The following is a 24,604-nucleotide window of genomic DNA, read 5'->3' as shown; positions in this document are numbered from 1 at the left end:
TCAGCTCCCGAACAGGGCGGCCCGTGGGTCTTCCTGGCCCGACTTCTCGGTGTACTCGAGCAGGGCCGCCTTGGCCGCTTCGCTGAGGTGGTCGGGCACCTGGACCTCGATGGTGACCAGCAGGTCGCCCATCGTGCCGTCGGACTTGCGCGCACCCTTGCCGCGGACACGCATCGTGCGGCCGTTGGGGGTGTTCGGCGGGATCCGGAGCTTGAGGTTGGAGCCGGACAGCGTCGGGATGGTGATCTCGGCGCCGAGGGAGGCCTCCGCGAACGTGACGGGCACCTCCAGCGTGAGGTTGCTGCCGCTGCGACCGAAGATCTTGTGCGGCGTGACGTGGACGGTGACGTACAGGTCGCCGGCGGCGCCACCGTTCTCTCCGGCGGCGCCCTTGCCCTTGACGCGGATGCGCTGGCCGTCGCCAACGCCTGCGGGGATCCTGACGTTCATGGACCGCGCGGACCTGGCTCGACCGGAGCCGCCACAGTCGGGGCACGCATCCTCCACCAGGAGGCCGCGGCCGAGGCAGTCGACGCACGGCTCGCTCATCGAGAACACGCCGCCGGCGGCAGCGCTCTGCATGCCGGAGCCCTCACAGGTGGGGCACACCTTGGGCAGGGTCCCGGCCTTCGCGCCGGTGCCGCGGCACGAGGGGCAGGGGTTGTCCGACGGGAACCGCATGGAAACCGTCGTGCCCTCCACCGCCTGCTCGAAGCTGAGCTTGACCTCGCCCTCGACGTCGGCACCGCGACGGGGCCCGCGCGTCGAGGCGCGGCGCTGCGGCCCGTCGTTGTTGAACAGGTTGCCGAACAGGTCCCCGAAACCACCGGCAGTACCGGTGCCGGCATTGCGGAACAGGTCCTCGAACCCGCCGCCGCCGGGGGTGGTGCCGGGCCGGCCGAAGCGCAGCCCGCCGCCACCGAAGAGGCTGCGTGCCTCGTCGTACTCCTTGCGCTTGGCCGGGTCGCCAAGCACGGAGTTGGCCTCCGAGGCCTCCTTGAAGCGGGCCTCGGCTGCCTTGTCACCCGGGTTCTGGTCCGGGTGGTTGTTCCGGGCGATCTTGCGGAACGCCTTCTTGATCTCGTCCTCGCTCGCGTTCTTGGAGACGCCCAGAATCTTGTAGTAGTCCTTCTCGATCCAGTCCTTGGTACTCACTGGGCGACCTCCTCGAACGTCAAGCTGTTGTGATTATGACGGGTTGGCGACGCCGACTCGGGCGGGGCGGATGACCCGCTCGCCGATGGCGTAGCCCTGCTGCATCACCTGGGAAACGGTGGTGACGGTGACGCCACCCTCGATCGGGATCTCCATCAGGGCGTCGTGCCGGTTGGGGTCGAACTCCTCGCCGACCTCACCGAAGGCCACCAGACCGTACTTGCCGGTGACCTTCTCGAGCTCGTCGGCGACGAGCTTGAAGCCACCCGCCAGGTCGTCATGGGTGCGGGCCAGCGCGATGCTGTCCAGCACCGGCATCAGGTCCGTGACCACTGCCTCGACGCCGGCCTGCCGGGCGAGGTTGCGGTCGCGGTCCACGCGACGCTTGTAGTTCACGTACTCCGCGGTGATGCGCTGCAGGTCCTCGGTGCGCTCGGCCGCAACCGCCTCCCAGTCCGTCACCGCCTCCCCCGCCTCCGCGGCGGGGGAGTCGGCTGCCACGGACTCGGACTCGGCGGGCTGCTCGAGGTTGCCCTCGAGCGGCTGCTCGGCGGCGGTCTCGGGCTCCTCGTGCGGCAGTGGGCCGACGACTTCCTCGTGGGAGTTGGTCACTTGTCCTCACCCTCGCCGGGGGTCTCCTCGACGATTTCGGCGTCGACGACGTCCTCCTGGCCGGCGCCACCGTCGGTGGACTCGCCACCCTCGGTGCCGGACTCGGAGCCCTGGGCACCCTGCGCGGCCTGGGCGGCGGCGTACATCGCCTGGCCCATGGCGGCGGCCTTGGTGTTCAGGTCCTCGATCGCGGCCTTCACCTCGTCGTCGTTGTCCTCAGCCTTCAGGGCCTCCTTGAGCTTGTCGAGGGACTCGACGACCGGCGCCTTGACGTCGTCGCCGATCTGCTCGGCGTTCTCCTCGAGGAGCTTCTCGGTGCGGAACACCAGCGCGTCGGCCTCGTTGCGCATCTCGACGGCCTCGCGGCGCTTGCGGTCCTCCTCGGCGTGCGCCTCGGCGTCCTTGACCATCTTGTCGATGTCCTCCTTGCCGAGGGCGGAGCCGCCGGTCACGGTCATCGACTGCTCCTTGCCGGTGGCGAGGTCCTTGGCGCCGACGTGCACGATGCCGTTGGCGTCGATGTCGAAGGTCACCTCGATCTGCGGGACGGAACGCGGGGCCGGCAGCAGGCCGGTCAGCTCGAAGTTGCCCAGCGACTTGTTGTCCCGGGCGAAGTCGCGCTCGCCCTGGTACACCTGGATCATCACGGCGGGCTGGTTGTCCTCGGCGGTGGTGAAGACCTCGGAGCGCTTGGTGGGGATGGTGGTGTTGCGCTCGATGATCTTGGTCATCACGCCACCCTTGGTCTCGATGCCGAGGCTCAGCGGGGTGACGTCGAGCAGCAGCACGTCCTTGACCTCACCCTTGAGCACGCCGGCCTGGAGCGATGCACCCAGGGCCACGACCTCGTCGGGGTTGACGCCCTTGTTCGGGTCCTTGCCACCGGTGAGCTCCTTGACGAGCTCGGCGACGGCGGGCATGCGGGTGGAGCCGCCGACGAGCAGGACCTGGTCGATCTTGTCGACGGAGGTCTTGGCGTCGGAGATCACCGCGTTGAACGGGGCGCGGCAGCGCTCGAGCAGCGACTGGGTCAGGCGCTGGAACTCCGAGCGCGTGAGCTTCTCGTCGAGGTGCAGCGGGCCGGCGGCCGAGGCGGTGATGTAGGGCAGGTTGATGGCGGTCTCGGAGGCCGAGGACAGCTCGATCTTGGCGCGCTCGGCGGCCTCCTGCAGGCGCTGGCGGGCCATCTTGTCCTGCGAGAGGTCCACGCCGTGCTTGTTCTTGAACTGCGTGACGAGCCACTCGACGACGGCCGCGTCCCAGTCGTCGCCACCGAGGCGGTTGTCGCCCTTGGTGGCCTTGACCTCGAAGACGCCGTCGGCGATGTCGAGGAGGGAGACGTCGAAGGTGCCGCCACCGAGGTCGAACACGAGGACGGTCTGCTCCACGTCGCCCTTGTCCAGGCCGTAAGCGAGGGCGGCGGCGGTGGGCTCGTTGATGATGCGGTCCACGGTCAGGCCCGCGATCTCGCCGGCCTCCTTGGTGGCCTGGCGCTCGGCGTCGGAGAAGTAGGCCGGAACCGTGATGACGGCGTTGGTGACCTGCTCACCGAGGTACGCCTCGGCGTCGCGCTTCAGCTTCTGCAGCACGAAGGCGGAGATCTGCTGGGGACGGTAGTCCTTGTCGTCGATGGCGACCTTCCAGTCAGTGCCCATGTGGCGCTTGACGGAGCGGATGGTGCGGTCGACGTTGGTGACGGCCTGACGCTTCGCGACCTCGCCGACGAGGACCTCCCCGGACTGCGAGAACGCCACCACCGACGGGGTGGTGCGGTTGCCCTCGGCGTTGGGGATGACGGTGGGCTCACCGCCCTCGAGGACTGCGACGACCGAGTTGGTGGTGCCGAGGTCGATGCCTACTGCACGAGCCATGGGGTTACTCCTCTTGTGTGCGAAGATGTGGGTCCCTTGAGTGGGTATGGCTCAACCTTGCCACAGCGAGCGGCTCATCTCAAACAGGATTGAGCGCACCAGGCTCAACTCCGGGTGGTTTCAGGGTGGTCCCCCATGCTCACGCGTACGCCTCCGGGTTCACGGGCACGTCGTGCTCCTCGAGCCAGGCGATCACCGCGTCCCGTTCGGCGAGCGCGCGCTCGTTGAGGAGCTCGCGGTCGTAGCCGAAGTAGAAGTCCTGGAACGTGGTGCCGCGGCCCAGGGTCGCAAGCGGGTCGGCGCCGGCCTCCAGCAGGACGAGCAGCTGGGCGCCCCGGTTCACGCGGGCGCAGGCGTGCAGGGCCCGGGAACCGTTGAAGTCGGCGGCGTCGAGGTCTGCGCCGGCCTCCACCAGCAGCCCGATGGCGGCGTCCGACGACGTGACGCAGGCGACCGAGAGGGGCGCCTCGCCGGTGATCGTGTTGCGACCGCTCGGGTCCGCGCCAGCCTCGAGCAGCAGCGGGATCATCAGCTCGGCGACCGCGTCGGTGGTGTCCACGTCGACGGTGTCCTCCAACGGCGTCCTGCCCGCCACTCCGTTGAGGTCCGGATCCGCTCCGCTGTCGAGCAGGGAGACGAGGCCGTCGGCGTTGGCCACCCTGATGGCCCATTGCAGCATCGTCAGGTCGGCCTCCCCCTTGGCGTCCGGGTCGGCCCCCTCGGACACCAGCCGGGCCACCTCGTCGGCGTCACCGACGGCGACGGCCTCGGCCAGCGCGACGGCGTCCGGAGCGTCGAAGAACTCGCCGGCGTCCGGGCCGGCCGCGGACGGCGCCCAGGCGCAGGAAGCGAGCAGCGCGGCGGTGAGCACCGCGGCCGCGGCGGGGCGCAGGTCCATCAGTTCCTCTGCTGCCTCTGCAGCTTCACGTCGCTGCCGGCCCACCACAGGAACCCCTTGATGACGAGGGTCCCGTTGGAGCCGTCTCCCTTGGCTTCCCCATCGACGTCGTTGCCGGCCATGATCGCCAGCGACTCGTCGATGACTCGGACGCCCTCGGGCACGTAGATGTTGTGGCCCGCCATGATGCAGTGCAGTTCGAGGGTGATGACCACCCCGGGCCCCATCGCGTCGCCGAGGTAGATGTCGTCGCCGCCCCACCAGGCGAAGTTGCGGTACAGCACCGTCCCGGGCGCGATGTCGACGGTCTTGCCGGACATCACGGACATCGACACGGACTCGGGCGAGGCCGCGACCGGCGGCGGCACCGCCGAGCGCACCGACGGCGACGGCGCTCCCGCGGCGCCGAGGGTGGGCAGCAGGTGGCTCCCCTCGGGGAGGTCCTCGACCAGGTCCGAGACCTCGTCGGTGTAGCGGATCTGGAGCGCCAGGTCCTGCCGCTCCCCGAGCTCCTCGACGCTCAACCGACCCGCGGCGTGGGCCTGCTGGAGCACACTCAGGACCGCGTCACGCTCCTCGTCGCTGGCGCGGACGCGCTTGCGGGGCACCGGGTGGTCAGACATGGCGTCGATTCTACTCAGGCCGGGCGCCACCAGTCGTCGAGAACAGTCACGGGAACCGTTCGCTTGTGGCGGGTGAGCAGGTACTTCGCCTCGATCCTGTCCGCGACGTCGCCCGGGACCTCCCGCCCCTCGAGGTAGTCGTCGATGCTGTCGTAGGAGATGCCCAGCTCGTCCTCGTCGGTGCGCAGCGGCTGCCCGTCGAGCAGGTCGGCCGTGGGGACCTTGCGCCACAGCGCCTCGGGCGAGCCCAGGTACTGGAGCAGCTGCCGGTTCTGCCGCTTGTTCAGCCCGAACAGGGGCAGGATGTCGGCCCCGCCGTCGCCGAACTTGGTGAAGAACCCGACCACCGACTCCGCGCCGTGGTCCGTGCCGATGACCAGCAGGTTGCGCTCCCCCGCCAGCGCGTACTGGGCGACCATCCGGATCCGGGCCTTGACGTTGCCGCGGTTGAAGTCCGCGATGTCGCGGCCGGTGGCGTCCTCGAAGCCCTGCTCGAGGCCGTTGACGGCGGCGGCGATGTTGAGCGTCACCTCGCTCTGGGCGCCGATGAAGTCCATGGCGGCGACGGCGTCGGCCTCGTCGGCCTGCACGCCGTGGGGCAGCCGCACCGCGACGAAGTCGGCCTCGACGCCGTCGGCGCGCAACCGGTCCACCGCGAGGGTGGCCATGCGGCCGGCGAGGGTGGAGTCGACGCCCCCGGAGATCCCCAGCACGAAGCCGCCCGTGCCGGTGGCACGCACGTAGTCGCACAGGAAGCCGATGCGGCGGTGCACCTCCGCCTCGGGGTCGATCTCCGGGCGTACGCCCATCTCCGCGATGATCCGGGACTGTAGTTCACGCATGTGGACCAGCCTAGGCCCACGGCGTTACGAGGAGGTTGCGTTCAGTCGAGCTTCGCGCGGATCAGCGCCTTGATCGCCTCGGCGTCGTTGGGGGCCTCGACGACGTGACGGGGCAGGTCCTCGATGCCCTCGAACACCGGCGGGCGGGGCGGGACGATCCCGAGCGCCTCGGTGATGGTCCCCGAGAACTTGACGGGCAGCGCCGTCTCGAGCGCCACCACCGGCCCGTCCAGCTCACCGGAGGCGAGCAGCGTGCGGGCGACGTGGACGGCGTCGGCGGTGTGGGGGTCGATCATCGTGCCGTCAGCGGCGTGCGTCTCGCGGATGCGCGCCAGCCGGTCCGCGTGGGTCGAGGAACCACTGACGAACCCGAACCGCTCCACCTGTTCCACGAACCCGGGCTCGTCGGAGAGGTCGAACTGGCCGGTGGCCCGCAGTTCCTTGCCGAACAGGATGGCCACGCGCTCACCGTCGCGCTCCAGGAGGTCGGCGACGAAGCGCTCGAAGTTCGAGGCCTTAGAGATGTCCATCGACGGCGACGACGTCTCGTGCGTCTCCGCGGAGCCGCGCACCCGGTAGCGGCCGGTGCGGAAGAACTCGTCCAGGACGTCGTTCTCGTTGGTGGCCAGCACCAGGCGGTGGATCGGCAGTCCCATCATCCGGGCGATGTGGCCCGCGGCGATGTTGCCGAAGTTGCCCGACGGCACCGCGAAGCTGACAGGAGCGCCGTCGGCCGAGACCTGCAGGAACGCGGCGAAGTAGTAGACCACCTGGGCCAGCACCCGGCCCCAGTTGATGGAGTTCACGGCGCCGACGGCGTACTGCTGCTTGAACGCGGCGTCGGAGTTGATCTCCTTGACGATGTCCTGGCAGTCGTCGAAGACGCCCGCGACGGCGATGTTGGTGATGCCCGGGTCGTCGATGGAGAACATCTGGGCCTGCTGGAAGGGCGTCATGCGGCCCAGCGGGGACAGCATGAACACCTGGACGGCGGGCTTGCCCATCAGCGCGTACTCTGCCGCCGAGCCGGTGTCCCCCGAGGTGGCCCCGAGGATCGTGATGGTGGCGCCGCGGCGTTCGAGCTCGTACTCGAAGAGCTCGCCGAGCAGCTGCATCGCCATGTCCTTGAACGCGGCGCTGGGCCCGTTGGACAGATGCGCCAGCCACAGCCCGTCGGGCAGCTGCGTGACCGGAACGATGGCCGGATCGATGAACTTGTCGGGCTCGTAGGCGCGCTCGACGATGCCGCGCAGGTCTGCCGCGGGGATGTCGTCGACGAACAGGGACGCGACCTCGAAGGCGAGCGCGGCGTAGCCGTCGGTGCGCAGCAGCTCACGCCAGGCAGCCAGCTGTTCGGCGCCGACCTGCGGGTACGACTCGGGCAGGTAAAGTCCGCCGTCGGGCGCGAGGCCCTCGAGCAGGATGTCGCAGAACTGGCGGCCCTCGGACGTGGAATTGGCCCTGGTGGAGATGTAGCGCACGGACGACACCCTACCGGGACCGGCGCCGACGGCTCAGCGCAGCAGGTCCCGGCGGCGGAACACGATCGCGCCCACGACGGCCGTCACCAGCACCAGCACCACCCCGTAGACCACCGCCTGCCCGAAGCCCATCGCCACTACGGGCACGTGCTCCATCAGTACCGGGTCGTAGCGCGTGTACTCGTAGTCGGTGTACAGGATGGTCATGAGGTTGGGCATCGGCAGCAGCCACAGCCAGGCGGAGACGAAGCTGTACGGGTCGAAGGAGAGGATCTCCGAGGCCACCACGGCCAGCAGCCCGAGCCCCACGGCCAGGAGGGTGGACCCGACGACGAACGTGAGGGCCGCCGCCAAGGCGGAGACCAGCAGGGCCGCCAGCAGCATGCGAAGCATCATCAGGGGCATGGCCGCCGTGGCGGTGAGGTCCCCTGCCCCGCGCACCATCAGGAAGGATATGGTCCCGATCACGGTCCCGGTGGTGAAGTAGACGGCGGTGAGGGACACCGCCCCGGTGGTGGCCGCCAGCAGCTTCGCAGCCATCAGCGGTGTGCGGCGGGGGGTGAAGGTCAGCTGGGTCGAGATGGACCCGGAGCGGAACTCACCACCGATGAGCGCCGCGGCCAGGACCGCGCCGAACGCCACGAACAGCAGTCCGCCGTCCGTCACGCCGCGGATGTAGGGCTCGTAGTCCAGGGGCTGGCGCAGGAAGTCGGCGGCGACGAACTCGTGATCGGGGCAGTCCTCCGGAAAGTCCTTGCAGTACTGGACGTTGGATGCGTTGGCCTCGTCGGCCTGCAGCTGTGCATGGGCGTGGTCCTCGGCGTCCAAGGGTCGGGTGCCCGAGCTGGCGCTGACGGCGACCAGCGCGGCCACCACGACGGCGCCGGCCAGCAGGATCCACATGACCCGGCGGCTCACCAGCCGCAGGAACTCGGCCCTTACGAGGTCGCTCATGAGACCACTCCCTTGCCGAACAGCCCCGGCTGCGCCGTCGTGGGACGGCCCTGGGTGGCGCTGAGGTGCTCGTCCGCGGTCAGGTCGAGGTAGGCCTGCTCCAGCGTCGCGCGGGAGACCACGAGGTGGCTGGGGTACTGGTCGACGGCGGCCAGGGTGCGGGCGACCGCGCGCGGGTCGGGGCGTCCGCCGTCGGCGCGGGTCACGTGCAGCCGGCTGCCGACCAGGGTGCTGCGGAACCCGGCGCGCCGCAGCGCCTCGGACCCCACGACGTTGTTGTCCACCTCCACCTCGACGTTGACCTCGTCGCCGGAGAGGAACTCGGCCAGCTCGCCCTCGGCGATGACGCGGCCGCGGCCGATGACGCTGACGGAGTCGGCCACCTGCTCGATCTCGCTGAGGTCGTGGCTGGAGACCAGCACGGTGCGGCCGGCCTCGGCCAGGGCCCGCATGGTGGTTCGGATCTCGTGGATGCCGGCCGGGTCGAGGCCGTTGGTGGGTTCGTCGAAGATCAGCAGCTGGGGTTCCTTGAGGAGCGTGGCCGCGATCGCGAGCCGCTGCTTCATGCCGAGCGAGCACTGCTGGAACCGGTTGTCCCCGCGGCCACCGAGGCCGACCTCCAGCAGCACCTCCGTCACCCGGCGGCGGTTGACGCCGAGCGACATGGCCAGGATCTCCAGGTTCCGGCGCAGCGTGATCGACGGGTAGAACTTCGGGGACTCGACGATGGCGCCCACCCGGTTGATCACCTCCGGCAGCCGCTCGGGGACGCGGAGGCCGAAGATCTCCATCTGTCCCCGGTCCGCGTGCACGAGGCCGAGCAGCATCCGCAGCGTCGTGGTCTTGCCCGAGCCGTTCGGCCCCAGAAGACCGTGGACGGCGCCGACGGGCACGTGCAGGTCCAGTCCGGCGACGGCGACGTTGCGGCCGAAGCTCTTGGCCAGGTCGTTGGTGCGCACGGCCCACTGCGTGGGGGTCCGGCTCCACCGGTGGTCGACGCTCATGCACCAAACCTATGCAACTGCGCCGGGCGGGCAATCGGTCCGCGGCCCATTGCCGGGTCAGACCGTGGTCTGGGGTGAGGGCAGGACGGGCACGCGCGCGGCGACCAGCCGGCGCCACAGCAACCAGCAGGGCACCGCCAGCATGACCATGGAGAAGTAGGGGGCGGTGAGGTCCTGCAGGGCGGGGATCACCGACGCGGCGCACACGGCCACGAGCCACAGGTGCTGGGAGCACAGCCGGGGGGTCGCGAGGGCCACGAACGGCACTGCCCAGGTCAGGTACCACGGCTGCGTCGCCGGGCCGAGCACGGCGAACGCCAGCAGCGACCCGACGGCGATCACCCAGGGCCTGCCCACCTCGTCGGGCGGGTGGGGTCCGTAGCGGACCACGAGCAGCACGACGGCGGCGACGATGAGGGCGCTCGTCAGCCCGGTCAGGACCGTGGTGACCGTCTCGTCGGGCAGCAATTCGCGGAACCGGATGAAGGACGCCACCCAGGACACCGGCGAGTTGCTGGTGGCCTCCAGCGGGCTGCCCGCGCTGGGGTTGCGCCAGCCCAGGCCCCAGCCGGACAGGAACGAGAACGCGAGGAAGGCCCCCACCGCCGCACCGCCGGCAGCCGCGGCGCGGCGCAGGAGCGCCCACCAGGTCCGGCGGCGCTCCGCGAGGTGCGGCACCGCGGCGGCCCAGGCGAGGGCCACGACGGCGACGCCCGCCACGGCACCGGACTGCTTGACCAGCATGGCCGCACCGATGCCGAGGCCACCGGCCAGCATGCCGCGGTAGCCGCGCCAGGCCGGGTCCTGGGCCACCAGGCACGCGAGCGCCACGAGCGCCACCATGATGGCGTCGTTGTGGATGCCTCCGATCCACTGGACCACCACGAGCGGGTTCAGCAGTCCCGCCCACAGCGCCGTCGTCCGGGAGACACCGACGCGCCGCGCGAGCCTCGGCAGGCACCACGCGAGCACGGCCAGGGCCACGAGGTTGGGCAGCCGCATCCCGATCACGCTCCACCACACGTGGCCGTCGAACAGCCACGAGATGAACCGGAAGATCTCCAGCGACAGCGGCGGGTAGACCGACGTCGTCTCGTACCAGTGCACCCCCACCAGCAGCCCGGCGTCACCCGCCTGCCCGGAGGCCACGACGTAGGGGTCCTGCCCGTTGTTGATCAGCCAGCCCTGCGCGGCGTAGGAGAACGCGTCGCGGCTGTGCAGCGGGGGCGCGAGCAGCAGCGTGGCGCACCACAGCGCCAGGGTCGTCAGGGGCCGGCGCCAAGACGGGCCGAGTTGCCACCACGCGACCAGCAGCAGGCAGTGCGCCGGGATGGTCACCAGCGGCCGCCACCAACTGGCCCCGCGCTCCAGGAGGCCGTTCATGTCCAGGGCGGTGGCCAGGGACACGACGATGATCGCGAACACCCCGACGGCGGTCCAGAGCCACCCGTGTGGGGCGTCCGCGGTGGTGTTGCGCAGCCATCTGGCGGAGTCGGGACGTGGCAAGGCAGGGATCTTCCTCTGGGACGGCTCAGCACAGCCTACTGGGCACCAGAGTTACCCTTGGGATGGGCGAGTTCGCCTCTGATGACCACATCACAGACCCGAAGGAATGCTGATGAACAAGAAGCGACACCAGGTCGTAGTGATCGGTTCCGGCTTTGGGGGGCTGTTCAGCACCAAGGCCCTGAAGCACGCCAACGTTGACATCACGCTGATCGCGCGCACCACAAACCACCTCTTCCAGCCGCTGCTCTATCAGGTGGCCACCGGCATCCTCTCCGAGGGCGAGATCGCCCCGCCCACCCGGGAGGTGCTGCGTCGGCAGAAGAACGCACAGGTGCTGCTGGGCCTGGTGGAGGACGTCGACCTGGTCAACAAGGTGGTCAAGTGGCGCTTCCACGAGCAGTACCACGAGACCCCGTACGACTCGCTCGTCGTCGCCACCGGCGCCGGCCAGTCCTACTTCGGCCACGACGAGTTCGCGACGTTCGCGCCCGGCATGAAGACCATCGACGACGCGCTCGAGCTGCGCGCCCGCATCATCAAGGCCTTCGAAGTGGCCGAGTTCACCACCGACCCCGCAGAACGCCGTCGCCTGATGACGTTCGTCGTGGTCGGCGCCGGTCCCACCGGTGTTGAGATGGCCGGCCAGATCCGTGAGCTCGCCGACACGACAATCCGCCAGGACTTCCGCGCGATCGACACCTCCGAGGCCCGCGTGGTGCTCGTCGACGGCGCCGACCAGGTGCTGCCCCCGTTCGGTCCCGAACTGGGAGCGGCCACCAAGAAGAAGCTCGAGAAGCTGGGAGTCGAGGTGCAACTGAGCTCGATCGTCACCGAGCTGGACGAGCGCGGCGTCGGCATCAAGCGCGCCGACGGCGAGGTGGAGCGGATCGAGTGCTTCTGCAAGGTGTGGGCCGCCGGCGTGAAGGGCGACCCGCTGGGCCAGGTCCTCGCCGAGCAGTCCGGCGCCGAGCTCGACCGCGCCGGCCGCGTCGTGGTGAACAAGGACCTCACCCTGCCGGACCACCCCGACGTGTACGTGGTCGGCGACCTGATGTCGTTCCCCGGGGTGCCGGGGGTGGCGCAGGGCGCCATCCAGTCCGCGCGGCACGCGGCCAAGGACATCCGCGCCCGGGTCGAGGGCTCCCAGCCGCCCGGCGAGTTCAAGTACTTCGACAAGGGCTCCATGGCCACGATCGCCAGGTTCTCGGCGGTGGTGAAGATGGGCAACATCAAGCTCACCGGTTTCGTCGCCTGGGTGGCCTGGCTGTTCCTCCACCTGTTCTACATCGCGGGCTTCAAGCAGCGGGTCACCACGCTGCTGAGTTGGTTCATCTCCTTCGTGAGCAACGGCCGTTCCCAGCGTGTGGTCACCAACCAGCAGATGGTGGGCCGCCTCGCCCTGGAGCGGCTCGGTTCCCACACCTCGGGCAAGCTCATTCAAGGCCGCAGCCACGAGGCGGACGGCGATGACGACGCAGTCCCCTACGATGAGGAGGAGTTGACCCCCGCCGAATAGGAGAACCGCATGCAGTCCTTCCTCCGGGTCCTGCGCGACATCGGGCTGATGCTGACCCGGATCGTCATCGGCGTCGTGCTGGTCGCGCGTGGCTGGCACCGCTGGCAGGAGTCCGGGATCGCCGGCGAGGTGGCCCTGCTGGAACAGGCGGGCGTACCGTACGCGTCGACGTTGATCTGGCTGGTCATCGGCTTCGAGATCATCGGGGGCATCCTGCTGGTGTTCGGCCTTGCCACACCGCTGATCGGACTCGGCATGATCGTGCTGAACGTCGGCGTGATCGTACTGCTGCGCTCCGGCGACGGCTTCTACGTCCACGAGCACGGCTGGGAGTACAACGCCGTCCAGGCGGTCGTGGGCCTCCTCCTGCTGACGCACGGTTCGGGCCGCGCCGGCCTGGACCACCTCTTCGTGCAGCCCAAGGAGTCCTCCGGCGATGACCTGATCGGCGACCCCACCACGGACCCGGGCGCGATCCAGACCCGCGACTACTGATCCGCACAGGGCACTCACAGCTGACTCACAGGAAAACCTTGGCGAACCCACGGGTCCAGGGTGCACAGTTGGTACATGCCCACGCCTGAGTCCGAGGTCCTGCGCCACCCCGACGGCACGCCGATCCGCGTGCTCACGGTCGACGACGAGCCCAGCCTGATCGAGTTGCTCTCCATGGCCATGCGCTACGAGGGCTGGCAGGTCCACACCGCCCAGACCGGGACCGACGCCGTGCGAACCGCCCGCGAGACGCAGCCCGACGCCATCGTCCTGGACATGATGCTGCCCGACTTCGACGGCCTCGAGGTGATGCGCCGCATCCGCGCGGAGCGACCCGAGGTGCCTGTCATCTTCCTCACGGCGAAGGACGCCGTCACCGACCGGATCCAGGGCCTCACGGCGGGCGGCGACGACTACGTCACCAAGCCGTTCAGCCTCGAGGAGCTGATCGCCCGCCTGCGCGGGCTCCTGCGCCGCACCGGCGCCACGACGGTGGCCGAGAGCACCCAGCTGGTTGTCGGCGACCTCGTCCTGGACGAGGACTCCCACGAGGTCACGCGCGCCGGCGAGCCGGTGAACCTCACCGCCACCGAGTTCGAGCTGCTGCGCTTCCTGATGCGCAACCCGCGGCGGGTGCTGAGCAAGGCCCAGATCCTGGACCGCGTCTGGGACTACGACTTCGGGGGCCAGGCCAACGTCGTCGAGCTGTACATCTCCTACCTGCGCAAGAAGGTCGACGCCGGGCGCGAGCCGATGATCCACACCATGCGCGGGGCCGGCTACGTCCTGAGGCCGGCGACACAGTGACCGCCAGGGGCACCCTCTCCGGCCAGCTGCGCAACCGCGTGACGCTGGTTGTGGCGGTGCTCGCCGTGTTCCTCTCGGCCGGCGTGCTGCTGGCAGCCAGCAGCATCCTGTACGGCCAGCTCGACGACCAGCTCGACGCGGCCCAGGAGCGCCAGCAGCGCGCCGTCGCCGGAAACCACAGGGACCGCGCACCGGGCATCGACGTGCCCGGCATGAGCCAGGGCACCATCGTCGTCGCGGTGATGCCGAACGGCGCGGTTCGTGGCAACACCATCGGGCAGGGCACCGTCGAGCCGCTCACCGTGGACGCGGCCAACGCCCTCCTGGAGGTGGAGGCCGACGGCAACAAGCACACCGTGAGCGTCCCCGGGATGGGCCAGTACCGGGTGGAGGCGCGCAACTACAACCTGCTGGTCGTGGTCGCCCTGCCGCTCGCGAACGTGCAGCACAGCCTCGGCTGGCTGACGCTGTTCGCCGGCGGGCTGGGGCTGGTCTCGGTGGCCGTGGCAGCCGTGGCCACGCGCGCCACCGCCGACGCCGCCACCCGGCCGCTGCGGGCGCTGGGCCGCGCCTCGGTGGAGGTGGCCAGGCTCCCGCTGCACACCGGCGAGGTGAGCGTCCCCACCCGGGTCGAGCCGCCCGCCGACCTGCCGCCGACCCACGAGGTGGCCCAACTCACCACCGCCTTCAACCACATGCTGGCGAACGTCGAGGGCGCACTGGCGGCCCGGCAGGCATCGGAGACCAAGCTGCGGCGCTTCGTCGCCGACGCCTCCCACGAACTGCGAAACCCCCTCGCCGCCATCCGGGGCTACTCGGAGCTCGCGGACCGCACCTCGCAGCAGGACGGCCCCGAGGCGGCCCGCGACACCGCGTTCGCGCTCGGCCGGATCAGCTCCGAGTCCACGCGGATGACGAAGCTGGTCAACGACCTGCTGCTGCTCGCCCGCCTCGACGCCGACGTCCCGACCCGGCCGAGGCCCGTGGACCTGGTGGAGACCGTGCTGAACGCCGTCAGCGACACCCGCGCCGCCGGTCCGGACCACCACTGGAGGCTGGACCTGCCGCCCGATGGCGTCCTCGTGCTCGCCGATGCCGACCAGCTGCACCAGGTGGTGGTGAACCTGCTCGCCAACGCCCGCACTCACACTCCCCCGGGGACGACGGTGACCACGAGCGTCGCGGTGGCCGATGGCTGGGCGAGCCTCACCGTCGTCGACGACGGACCCGGCATCCCCGCCGAGGTGCTCCCCCGCGTCTTCGAACGCTTCTCGCGGGCGGACGCCACCCGCGCCCACACGTCAGCGCGCTCCACCGGGCTGGGACTGGCGATCGTGCAGGCGGTGGTCACCCGCCTGGGTGGACAGACGATGGTGGAGTCGCGGCCCGGTCGCACGTGTTTCACGGTGCGCCTGCCCGTGGCCGCCGAGCCGCCGTCCTGAGCGCAGGGGGATGCGCGAGGGGCCGGACCCTCACGGATCCGGCCCCTCGCCTGCTGGTCAGTCGCTGATGCCCATCAGCTGAACAGGACCATGTTGTTGAACACCCACTTGGTGACCCACTCGTAGGTGTGGCCACCACCCGGTCGCTCCGTGCCCTGGATGACCGAGGCACGGATGTAGCTGCGGCACCCGTTGCCACCGGTGGTGGCAGTGTCGCACTCGGTGTACCAGTTGCGGCCCTCGTCGGAGGTCCACGTGGTGGTGTACCCGAGCGGGTTGGAGGACCACGCCGAGCGTGCGATCGGCAGGTACGTCAGGTTGTTGAAGTACCAGCCGTTGGTCTGCACGAACCGGCCGTCGTCCTGGGTCACCTGGGTGGCCCAGATCTCCGTGTTGCAGCGGAAGGTCGACGAGTATGGCACGCAGGTGGTGTGCCAACGACGTCCGTTGTACTCGTGGTAGCCGGGGGTGGTGTAGATGTACGGCGTGCCGTTCGAGGGCTTGTCGGTCGGCTTCTGCGTCGGCTCGGTCGGCTTGTCAGTCGGCTTCTGCGTCGGCTCGGTCGGCTTGTCAGTCGGCTTCTGCGTCGGCTCGGTCGGCTTGTCAGTCGGGGTGGGATCCACCGTGGGCTCACCCGTCGGGGTCGGATCCACCGTGGGCTCATCCGTAGGTTCGCCACCATCGCCACAGGTGACCCGGGCCATCGCCCAGTCCCCGTGGTCGTTGCCGACACCGTCGCCACCGTCGGTGACCCGCAGCGAGAGCGTGGCCACCCCGGTGATGTCCAGCTCGAGGGCCACCGGGTCGTCGGCACCAGTCAGCACGTCGGTCTGGTGGATCAGCGAACCGTCGCCGTACACGGCGAACTGGACCGTTCCCCGGGTCTGGACGTCATTGACACCCACGAACGCCTGGAACACGGTGCACTCGCCCTTCAGGTCGAAGTCGATCGTGGAGTTCGCGTGGACACCGATGCCCTTCGGGTAGACCACCCCGCCGATGCTCAGCGCGGGGCCATCACCAGCGCCACTCTCTCCGTTGCCCGTGTCCCACTCCACCGGTCCCCACCCGTTGCTCGGGGTACCGACGACGCGGTCCTGCATGTCGGAGAGGTAGACCTCACCCTCGGGCAGGGGTCCGACGACCGCCACCTGGGCAGACCCGGTGAACACCGCACGCTGACCGTCGACGGTCGCGGAGCCGGTGAAGGAGATCGTGGCGTCCTCGGCGTCCTCGGGCACGCTGACCTGCCATGTCTGGACCGAGGACTCACCGAAGGCGAGGGTGGTCTCCCCGGCCGTGACGACCTCCGCGGTCCAACCCGCGGGCAGGTCCAACTCGTGGGCGACATCTGTCGTCTCGTCGTTGTAGGCGCTCAGCGTGGTGGTGACTGTGATGTCACCGCCGGCCTGCGCCGAGGCGGGGGCCGAGATCGCACCGGAGAAGCAGGCGCCCGACTCGGAGGCACCGATGTCCTCGACACGCATGTTGTCGATGGTCATGTTGTGCTGCGTGTTCGGCCCGGGCAGCTTGTCGACGGCGATGAACGGGACACCGCACTCGGCCACGGAGAATTCCGCACTCCAGGTGGCGGTGTCGCGCTGCTGGCCCAGGACGTCGGAGATGGCGTCGACGGTGGTGTTGCCGCCTGCGCGCACGACGTCGTGTCCGACCCGCACGCGGTACTGGTCCGCGTAGGTGGTCTGGTAGTCGAAGCTGATCCGGTACTGACGGCCGGCCTCGAACGGGATCGTCCCGGGCGCGGTCTTGAGGATCTCGCCGGAGTTCTCGTTGTTGGCCATCAGCGACCACTCGCCGTCCAACACGTTGTCGTTGAGCTTCTCGCCCTCCTTCACCGTGTTGTCGATCGCCACACCCCACCAGCCCTTCTGGGAGTACGGTGCGTGCAGTTCGGCCAGCTGGGTGCGCGCATCGCCGCCACGGTTGGTGGCACCGGTGACGAACGGGAAGTACCCGGTGTCGATGTTCTCGAAGTCCTCGAAGAAAACCGTCTCGTCGGTCGGCTCGCCGTCCACGGCCGGGATGAACTCGACGACCCGCAGGTCATCCACCGAGACGACTGCGTCGCCCTGGCCAGCCGCGACGCCGAGTGTCACGCCCCCGCCGTCGGTGGTGAAGGTGACCCGGAGTCGCTGGAATCCCAGATCGCGCTTCTCGTCGGAGGCGGTGGCGTTCTTCACGGTCGACGCCGTGATCGAGTTCACCACGGAGCCTGCCTCCCCCTCGGCGTAGCCGACGGGAGTGACGTCGCCCGTCGCAGAGACGGTGACCTCACGCTGCCGGCCCTCCGCGACCTCCACCCAGGCCCAGGCGGAGTACGTGCCCGCAGCGAGCTCGAGGTCCTGGGAGAGTGAGCCCTCTCCCGCGCCGATCTCGGCCTGGAAGTTGCCTCGGTCGGTCTTGACGACGCTGACGTCGCCGGTGGCCTCGTAGGCGTCCAGTGTGCCCGAGAAGAATCCCGGATCCTCGATGCCGGAGGCCTCACCCCAGTTGGGCTCGACAGGCGCCGGGACGGCGGAGGTCGGGTACAGCACGTAGGCGATGCCATCGGTGGCCTCGAGGGTGATGACACCGTCGACGGGTACGACCTCGCCGACCTCTTCGCGACCGGTGTCAGTCAGCTCGAACAGCGTCAGCGAGGACTGGGAGGCCCAGGCATCGGTCAGCTGCCACTGCGTGGAACCGCCCCCGATGTTGTAGTGGTAGAGGCGTTCCTCGCCACCGTCGCTCCAGGGCAGCAGGTAGGCACCGTCCTCGAAGACGGTTGCGCCGTCGAAGGTGATGGTGCGGTCCGTCGGAATGGTGGTGCCATTGATGTCGGTCACTTCAGAGGTGACGCTGGCACCGTTCTCGAAGTCGATTCGGCCCTCGCCCCACTTGACGATGTCGGACTGCTGCAGGAACTTGACGGGTAGGTTGCGCTCCCACACGTTGTCGATGAACCGGTTGTAGTTGAGGTTGCCGGCCCAGCCCTCGAACTCGACGACGTTGGAGTTGCCGAGCAGGGGGTCCGGGTTCCAGGTGTCGCGCTTGGAGTTGTAGACGAAGCGGATCACGTCGGACTCGATGCCCTTGTTGCTGGCGCCTCCGTAGTTCTCGTCCTGGGACCAGTGGGACCAGACGCTGCCCAGTTCGAGCTTGTCGGACCACTCGGAGCCGACGACCCAACCCTGCTCCTGAAGTTCCTGGCCGAAGCGCTGGCTCTCCCAGCCGTCGGGGTAGTAGACGTCCAGGTACAGCCAGTTCAGGTTCTCCGGGCGCTCGTCCCAGAATTCCTGGAAGCGGTCCAGCACCGCGCCGGTGGCGAGGTCCTTCTGGGAGTTGATGTAGTACGACTGGTTCATCCAGCCCCACGCCTTCTGCGGGGGCATGTTCAGCAGTTCCTCGGAGAAGTTGTCCGCCTCCGAGTAGGACTCGGTGACGTTGACGTGGACGCCGTAGCTGGTGTTGAAGTCGACGCTCTCCTGCGCCAGCGTCTCCAGGTCCTCGAGACCACCCGCGCGGGTGTTGTAGTGACCCGCGTAGTCCGGGTGCGCAGAGTCGTGGCCCTCGGCCTGGTAGCCCTTGAGCAGCGCCTTCTGGCCCAGGTTGTCGGTGGCCAGGGAGATCCGCTTGGTGTCGTCCAGGGTGCGCAGGAACGGGTGCGTGGCCTGGGAGACGATGTTGAACGGGATGCGGGCGATGACCTCGTTTGCCACCTCGTCGGCGCCGTTGCCGAACGTGATGATGTCACGCACGGCGATCGCGGCGTCCTGCCAGTCGACGACGGAGTCGGCGTTGCGGTCCTCCGTCAGCTTGACCTCGACGAAGGGGTTGTCCTCATTGCCGATGACGTCGGTGTAGTCCTGCACCGCCTGGGACCGCCACGTCCAGGTGCCTGCCCAGACGGAGCCGTACTTGGTGACGTCGTCGTCGGCGAGGCGGATCTGGTGCTGCATGCGGTTGTTGTCGCCGGCGACGCGGCTCGAGGTGGACTGCGGACCGCGGTTGTCCTCGACGGCGTTGGTGTCGAAGGCGGCCGCGAGGGTGGCGGTGTTGGCGAACGCCAGCCAGGCTCCCTGGACGTTGCCCGCCGGGGTGGAGGCGACGTTGCGGAAGTCGTCGTAGTTCGCGTTGCGGTCGACGCCCATCCTGGCTCCCGTGATCTGCGCGGCGGCATCGGCAGAGCCAACCGTCACGAGGTCGTGGTTGGGGATGCGGACGCGCTGGATGACGTCGCCCGGGTTGACCAGGTTGGCCAGTTCGAAGCGCAGTGTGCCGTCGGCGACGGACACGACGGCGTCGAACGACGCGCCCTCGATGCCTGGCAGGGTGATGGCGTAGGTGGCGGTGCTGCCGTCAACCACGGGCGCGGCCACGGCGACGGGCTGCTGCGTCTCGTTGACCAGCACGCTCGTGAGGGCGTCGCCGAGCCTGCCGGCGAGCTGCTGGCCGCCCAGGCGGTAGTCGACCACCTGTGGGAAGTCGGGGTGGAGCCGGACCGTGAGGTCCCCGTCGGTGATCTCGACGGCACCCTCGGGAACGACCACCTCGATGGGCTGCGGCGCGGTCGGGTCAGTGGGTTCGCCGTCTTCCCAGACGGCGGTGTCCACGTTGAGTTCTGCGAGGGAGCCGACCCGCTCGACGCGGGAGGTCTCCTCGCCCGCCACGTGACCGCCCCAGGTGGAGAGGTAGACGATCTTCAGGCAGTCCGCGGTGACTGGCTCGTCGAGGACGATGGCGCGCTCGATCGCACGGTCCACCACCTCGCCGCCGAAAGCTCCCTCGGCGACGAGGTTGTCATAGGTCGCGGTGGTGCAGTCCCCCGTGGCCGAGTAGAGCTCGTACTCGTTGACGCGTCCGGAGCCGTTCGAGGACTGGCGCGGGAGCAGTCGTACCTGACCCACGACCTACCGCCACACCACGCTTGGTACTTCTGGACATCCCCGTCCCCCCTCACGGTTTCTCGCGACTCGGCAACGATCCCACGCACACTTCCCTGAGCCCTGCACACTATGGAGATCTGATGTCAGAGCCAACCGCACAGGAGGTATCGCTCGCCCGCGCTGATCGAACCGGTCGCTGTAGGCTCATTCGCATCACCGCTACCAAGGAGGAGACCCAGAGATGGACATCACGCGCGAGGCACTGGCCCGGATGATCGACCACACGCTTCTCAAGACTGACGCCACCGCGGCGCAGGTCTCGGAGCTGGTCGCCGAGGCGCGTGACCTGGGCGCCTACAGCGTCTGCGTCTCGCCGTCGATGCTCCCGATCACCGAGGACCTCGGCGCCGTGAAGGTTGCCACCGTGTGCGGCTTCCCCTCCGGCAACCACACCCCCGCCACCAAGGCTGCGGAGGCGGCCGAGTCCACCAAGCTCGGCGCCGACGAGGTGGACATGGTGATCAACATCTCCCTGCTGAAGGCGGGTCGCCCGGAACTGGTGGTCGAGGAGATCCAGGCCGTGCGCGCGGCCACCGGCGGCGTGCTGAAAGTCATCATCGAGTCCGCGGCCCTGACCGACGACGAGATCGTAGAGGCCTGCCGCGCGGCCGAGACCGGCGGCGCGGACTACGTCAAGACCTCCACGGGCTTCCACCCGGCGGGCGGGGCGACGGTGCATGCCGTCGAGCTGATGTCCGCCACCGTCGAGGGCCGCCTCGGCGTCAAGGCCTCCGGCGGCATCCGCGACTGGGAGACGGCACAGGCCATGGTGGCCGCCGGCGCCACCAGGCTCGGGCTGTCCGGCAGCCGCGCAGTCCTCGACGGCGCGCCGGCGAGCGAGGACGACGGCGGCTACTGAGACCCCGCGGCGGTCAGCTCCCCGTCGCCTCGGTGTTGGTGGTCTGCCGGTTGGACCGGTTCAGGGCCCGCAGCGTCGAGATCCGGAACAGCCGTGCGCTCGGGAGTCCGAGCGGTCGCGCGATCTGCGCCCCGAAGCTGGAGCCCGCCGCCAGCGCCAACCCGATCATGATCGCCTGCGCCAGGCTGATCTGGGCCTGCACGGAGATCGGGCCGGAGAACGAGCTCGTCAGCTCGTAGAGGCCCCGGTAGAGGGATGACCCGGGCATCATCGCGACCACGCCGGTGGTGACCAGCGCGATCAGCGGGATCCGCGTACGGCCGGTCATGATCTGGGCGAGGAAGCCGACGACCAACGCACCCAGCGCGGCAGCCCCGGGGGCGTTCCCGATCCACTCGAAGCTGTACTGGTAAACGCCGAACCCGAGGGCGGCGAGGATCGCGGCGTACGGGAAGGCGCGCAGACCCAGCTGGAACCCGAAGCCGACGCCGATCGCGATCAGGCAGGCCCACACGATCTGCAGGGCCGACGGACTGGCATAGCCGCCGGTGGGTGCGATGTACCCGGCCACCCCCAGCTTGAAGCCGATCCACAGCGTCACGCTCACCCCGACCACGATGCCGCTGGTCTGGAGCACGGCGTCGAACGCGCGCGCCGTCGCGGTGATCAGGTTGCCGTCCATCGCGTCGCGGGCGGCCGCCACCACGCCGACGCCGGCGAGCAGCGAGACGATTCCCGAGGCCACTATCAGCGACGGCGAGACCGAGTAGAACCAGCCCTCCTGCAGCGACCTCATGTGCATGATCCCGACAGCCATCGCCGTGGGGACCGCCGCGCCGACGGCCTGGATGAAGAACACCGACAGCTGGGTGCGGGCGAGCCGCAGCTGGACGATGAACAGCAGCGCGTTGGCGAGGGCGGCGAACCCCATCTCGACGGCGCGGCCACCGAGGATGGCTGCGACCCCGGCCCCGAGCACCGCCTGGCCCAGACAGATAACCCAGCCGCGGTACGGCCGGATGTTGTCGTAGAGGGCGTCGAGCTTCTCCCGGGCCTCCTCCAGATCCAGCCCGCCCTCGCCGATCTCGTCGATCAGGTGGGTCAGCTGGGCCAGGGTGGTGTAGTTCGTGTTGCGCTTGCGGACGCCTCGGAACCCCGTGATGGGCTCCGCGCGGCCCCGGCGGTGGTAGCTGATCGTCACCGACGTCCAGGTGACGTCCACGTCCGCGGCCAGTCCGTACGCGCTGGTCACGGTCAGGGCGAAGGAGGTGGCCTCCGAGGTGACGGCGCCCGCCTGGACGGCAAGCTCCGCGACGCGCAGCGCCAGGTCGACGACCGCCGCCGCGTGCAGGTGGTCCACCTGTGAGGGCTCCGAGGAGGTGTGGCTCGGGGTGTCCTGGCGCACCCAGCTGCGCAGGCCGTCACGGACACTTCGTTTCCTCGCCACATCCTCCACTCCTCCAAACTAGCCCGTCTCTTGGCCGGGGCGTCACACCACCACTAGGCTCGGGCCCATGCTTCTCAGCGACAGGGACATCCTCAAAGCGGTGGATCAGGGCGACATCCGGCTTGAGCCGTGGGATCCGGCCATGGTCCAGCCCTCCAGCGTCGACGTGCGCCTGGACAAGTACTTCCGCGTGTTCGAGAACCACCGCTACCCGCACATCGACCCGGCGCAGGAGCAGCCGGACCTGACGCGCATGATCGAGGTGGCCCAGGGAGAGCCGTTCGTGCTCCACCCCGGCGAGTTCGCGCTGGCATCGACGTTCGAGACCGTGACGCTCGGCCCGGCGGTCGCCGCCCGCCTCGAGGGCAAGTCCTCGCTGGGGCGCCTGGGCCTGCTGACCCACTCCACGGCCGGGTTCATCGACCCGGGCTTCAGCGGCCACGTGACGCTCGAACTGTCCAACACCGCCACCCTGCCGGTGATGCTGTGGCCGGGGATGAAGATCGGCCAGTTCTGCTTCTTCCAGCTCTCCTCACCCGCGGAGAACCCCTACGGTTCCGAGAAGTACGGCTCCCGCTACCAGGGCCAGCGCGGCCCGACGCCGTCGCGCTCCTACCTCAACTTCCGCCGCACCGAGGTCTGACCCCGACGCAGCGGGCCTCAGGCCTGCTGCGGCCGACGCAGCACCGTGAACCAGCGGTTGCCGTAGGAGACCTGCTGGCCCTCTCGGACGCGCATCTGCGTGCCCACCGGGCAGGGCTCAAGGTCACCGTTGCCCGTGACCAGCGCGGTGCCGTTGGTGGAACCGCGGTCCACGACGTAGACGCCGCGAGGGTCCGTGCCGATGAGGACGTGGGTCCGGGAGATCATCCGGCCGTCGCCTCCTGCCGGCACCAGGTGCACGTCCGGGTCGCCCTGCGTCTTCTGCGGGTTCCGCCCGAGCAGGACGGTCACGCCAAGGTCCACCTCCCGGCCGTCGTCGAGGCGTACGTACCATCCCTCGTCGCCCGGGCGGGCACCATCGTCGACGCCGATCGGCTTCGCGATGCGGGTACCGTCGTCATCCTCCTCGGCCCCGCCGAAGTCGCGCGGGCGCACCCGCGGCGCGTCTGCGGAGCCGGGCTGGTGGGGCGGCTCGATCACGGAGGTGGGGGTGGGCAGCGGGATCCATCCCTGGTTCACCCGCTGCGGCGGGGTGGGCTGGTGCGGCGCAACGGGTGGTTGCTGCCTCGGCGCCGGTGGCTGCTGCCCGGGCTGGCCGGACGGGAGCTGTTGCGGGGTCTGTGGCTGCTGCGAGGGCGGCTGCCCCCACTGCCCGCCGGACTGCGGCTGGGCACCCCACTGCTGCTGCGGTGCGCCTCCCGGTTGTCCGCCCGAGGGCTGGTGTCCGTGCTGCTGTGGGTGGTGCGGTGGCGACGGCTGCGTCGGTGGGACGGAGCCGCCAGAGGTCCGGTGGACCTCGATGATCGGCTCGGTCTCGAGCCGCGGCATCCAGGCCGGGGCGGAGGGGGCCCCGGGGGCGTAGCCACCCCAGTCCTCGCGCCGTTCCTCGCTCGTTGATCCGGGTGCGAACGCGCTGGACAGGTGTGGCGGCAGGCCGACGGTGCTGGTGGTGCTCCGCCGCACGGAGGCCCTGCGTTCGGTGCGCTCCGACTCCTTCGGCTGGACCAGCACCGACTTGACCGCCATGTCGTGCCAGCCCTGCCGGCGCTCGTGGATGACGAGGAAGACGAGCAGCGCGATCCCACCGATCACGGTGACCATCAGGGCGACGAAGATGAGTTGGCGCAGGAAGAAACGCCACCAGCCGATGGGGTCGCCGTCGCCCATGCCCACGAGCCTCAGCCCCATCGCACGCGCGCCGATGCCTGCTCCGCGCGAGCCATAGGCCCACCACTGGAACAGCGCGTAGCCGCCGGCCAGCACGGCACCCGCGATGCTGGCGACCAGCATCACCGTCGGGCTCTCCGAGAAGGCCATGACCGCGTTCAGTCCACCGCCCACCACCACGAGCGGCAGCGCGTCGATCACGGCGGCAAGGAACCGTCGCCCGATCCCGGCCACCTCGACTCCTCGCGGGATGAACCGACTCACACCTTCCCCCTCAACTCGAACATTTCCCCCGACAGACTAGCGTCCGCCC

General features: G+C 69.6%; 19 protein-coding genes. 6 read left to right on the top strand and 13 right to left on the bottom strand.

All coding sequences use genetic code 11. From position 1 onward, the window contains the following. From dnaJ to mptB, 10 genes are all read right to left on the bottom strand, one after another. Positions 1-1,155 carry a molecular chaperone DnaJ gene (dnaJ, locus tag FOJ82_RS11395; RefSeq protein ID WP_143938602.1) on the bottom strand — a complete coding sequence of 385 codons (1,155 nt, stop codon included), beginning with the start codon at positions 1,153-1,155 and terminating at the stop codon, positions 1-3. A gap of 33 nt (positions 1,156-1,188) precedes the next feature. After that, a complete protein-coding gene (locus FOJ82_RS11390; protein WP_342780578.1) occupies positions 1,189-1,656 on the bottom strand; it encodes a nucleotide exchange factor GrpE in 468 nt (155 codons plus the stop codon). Positions 1,657-1,763: 107 nt separating this feature from the next. Further along, on the bottom strand, positions 1,764-3,638 hold the full coding sequence (gene dnaK, locus FOJ82_RS11385; protein WP_143938600.1) for a molecular chaperone DnaK: 1,875 nt from the start codon (positions 3,636-3,638) through the stop codon (positions 1,764-1,766). A 139-nt stretch (positions 3,639-3,777) separates the two neighbouring features. Beyond that, complete coding sequence (locus FOJ82_RS11380) at positions 3,778-4,536, bottom strand: ankyrin repeat domain-containing protein (RefSeq protein WP_143938599.1); 759 nt, start codon at positions 4,534-4,536, stop codon at positions 3,778-3,780. Continuing rightward, on the bottom strand, positions 4,536-5,159 hold the full coding sequence (locus tag FOJ82_RS11375) for a DUF1707 SHOCT-like domain-containing protein (RefSeq protein WP_143938598.1): 624 nt from the start codon (positions 5,157-5,159) through the stop codon (positions 4,536-4,538). The genes FOJ82_RS11380 and FOJ82_RS11375 overlap by 1 nt, the downstream gene beginning before the upstream one ends. Before the next feature lie 14 nt (positions 5,160-5,173). Beyond that, positions 5,174-6,001, bottom strand: a complete 828-nt coding sequence (nadE, locus tag FOJ82_RS11370; protein ID WP_143938597.1) for an ammonia-dependent NAD(+) synthetase — start codon at positions 5,999-6,001, stop codon at positions 5,174-5,176. Positions 6,002-6,042: 41 nt separating this feature from the next. Then, positions 6,043-7,482, bottom strand: coding sequence for a threonine synthase (gene thrC / locus FOJ82_RS11365; RefSeq protein ID WP_143938596.1), 1,440 nt, complete (start codon positions 7,480-7,482; stop codon positions 6,043-6,045). Between the two features lie 33 nt (positions 7,483-7,515). Next, entirely contained in the window at positions 7,516-8,436 is a 921-nt protein-coding gene (locus tag FOJ82_RS11360) for an ABC transporter permease subunit (RefSeq protein ID WP_143938595.1), read from the bottom strand. Next, on the bottom strand, positions 8,433-9,440 hold the full coding sequence (locus tag FOJ82_RS11355; protein ID WP_143938594.1) for an ATP-binding cassette domain-containing protein: 1,008 nt from the start codon (positions 9,438-9,440) through the stop codon (positions 8,433-8,435). The genes FOJ82_RS11360 and FOJ82_RS11355 overlap by 4 nt, the downstream gene beginning before the upstream one ends. A 57-nt stretch (positions 9,441-9,497) precedes the next feature. Next, positions 9,498-10,946 (bottom strand): polyprenol phosphomannose-dependent alpha 1,6 mannosyltransferase MptB, encoded by a 1,449-nt coding sequence (mptB, locus tag FOJ82_RS11350; RefSeq protein WP_143938593.1) that lies wholly within the window; start codon positions 10,944-10,946, stop codon positions 9,498-9,500. A gap of 112 nt (positions 10,947-11,058) precedes the next feature. On the opposite strand from mptB, the gene FOJ82_RS11345 reads away from it, so the two are divergent. The 4 genes from FOJ82_RS11345 to FOJ82_RS11330 all read left to right on the top strand — a co-directional run bounded on the left by FOJ82_RS11345 (position 11,059) and on the right by FOJ82_RS11330 (position 15,209). Next, positions 11,059-12,465, top strand: coding sequence for an NAD(P)/FAD-dependent oxidoreductase (locus tag FOJ82_RS11345; protein WP_143938592.1), 1,407 nt, complete (start codon positions 11,059-11,061; stop codon positions 12,463-12,465). Positions 12,466-12,474: 9 nt separating this feature from the next. Next, positions 12,475-12,960 (top strand): DoxX family protein, encoded by a 486-nt coding sequence (locus tag FOJ82_RS11340; protein WP_143938591.1) that lies wholly within the window; start codon positions 12,475-12,477, stop codon positions 12,958-12,960. Between the two features lie 75 nt (positions 12,961-13,035). Continuing rightward, a complete protein-coding gene (locus FOJ82_RS11335; RefSeq protein ID WP_143938590.1) occupies positions 13,036-13,767 on the top strand; it encodes a response regulator transcription factor in 732 nt (243 codons plus the stop codon). Continuing rightward, a complete protein-coding gene (locus FOJ82_RS11330; RefSeq protein ID WP_143938589.1) occupies positions 13,764-15,209 on the top strand; it encodes a sensor histidine kinase in 1,446 nt (481 codons plus the stop codon). The genes FOJ82_RS11335 and FOJ82_RS11330 overlap by 4 nt, the downstream gene beginning before the upstream one ends. Before the next feature lie 74 nt (positions 15,210-15,283). Here FOJ82_RS11330 and FOJ82_RS11325 read toward each other — a convergent pair whose 3' ends face one another. After that, on the bottom strand, positions 15,284-20,116 hold the full coding sequence (locus tag FOJ82_RS11325; RefSeq protein WP_143938588.1) for an endo-alpha-N-acetylgalactosaminidase family protein: 4,833 nt from the start codon (positions 20,114-20,116) through the stop codon (positions 15,284-15,286). A gap of 220 nt (positions 20,117-20,336) precedes the next feature. On the opposite strand from FOJ82_RS11325, the gene deoC reads away from it, so the two are divergent. Then, entirely contained in the window at positions 20,337-21,014 is a 678-nt protein-coding gene (gene deoC, locus FOJ82_RS11320; RefSeq protein ID WP_143938587.1) for a deoxyribose-phosphate aldolase, read from the top strand. A 13-nt stretch (positions 21,015-21,027) separates the two neighbouring features. Here the strand turns inward: deoC and FOJ82_RS11315 are convergent, their stop codons facing one another. Then, positions 21,028-22,461 carry a threonine/serine exporter family protein gene (locus tag FOJ82_RS11315; RefSeq protein ID WP_185975747.1) on the bottom strand — a complete coding sequence of 478 codons (1,434 nt, stop codon included), beginning with the start codon at positions 22,459-22,461 and terminating at the stop codon, positions 21,028-21,030. A 67-nt stretch (positions 22,462-22,528) separates the two neighbouring features. On the opposite strand from FOJ82_RS11315, the gene dcd reads away from it, so the two are divergent. Then, entirely contained in the window at positions 22,529-23,104 is a 576-nt protein-coding gene (dcd, locus tag FOJ82_RS11310; RefSeq protein ID WP_143938585.1) for a dCTP deaminase, read from the top strand. Between the two features lie 17 nt (positions 23,105-23,121). Here dcd and FOJ82_RS11305 read toward each other — a convergent pair whose 3' ends face one another. Next, the gene (locus FOJ82_RS11305; protein ID WP_143938584.1) at positions 23,122-24,555 is read right to left on the bottom strand and encodes an RDD family protein; all 1,434 of its coding nucleotides are present in this window, start codon (positions 24,553-24,555) and stop codon (positions 23,122-23,124) included. Positions 24,556-24,604: the final 49 nt, after the last annotated feature.

Origin of the sequence: Tessaracoccus rhinocerotis (assembly GCF_007197885.1) — a bacterium.
In the GTDB taxonomy this organism is placed as follows: Bacteria; Actinomycetota; Actinomycetes; order Propionibacteriales; family Propionibacteriaceae; genus Arachnia; species Arachnia rhinocerotis.
The sequence above is the reverse complement of the archived record's forward strand: the minus strand, read 5'-3'. Positions and strand labels throughout refer to the sequence as shown.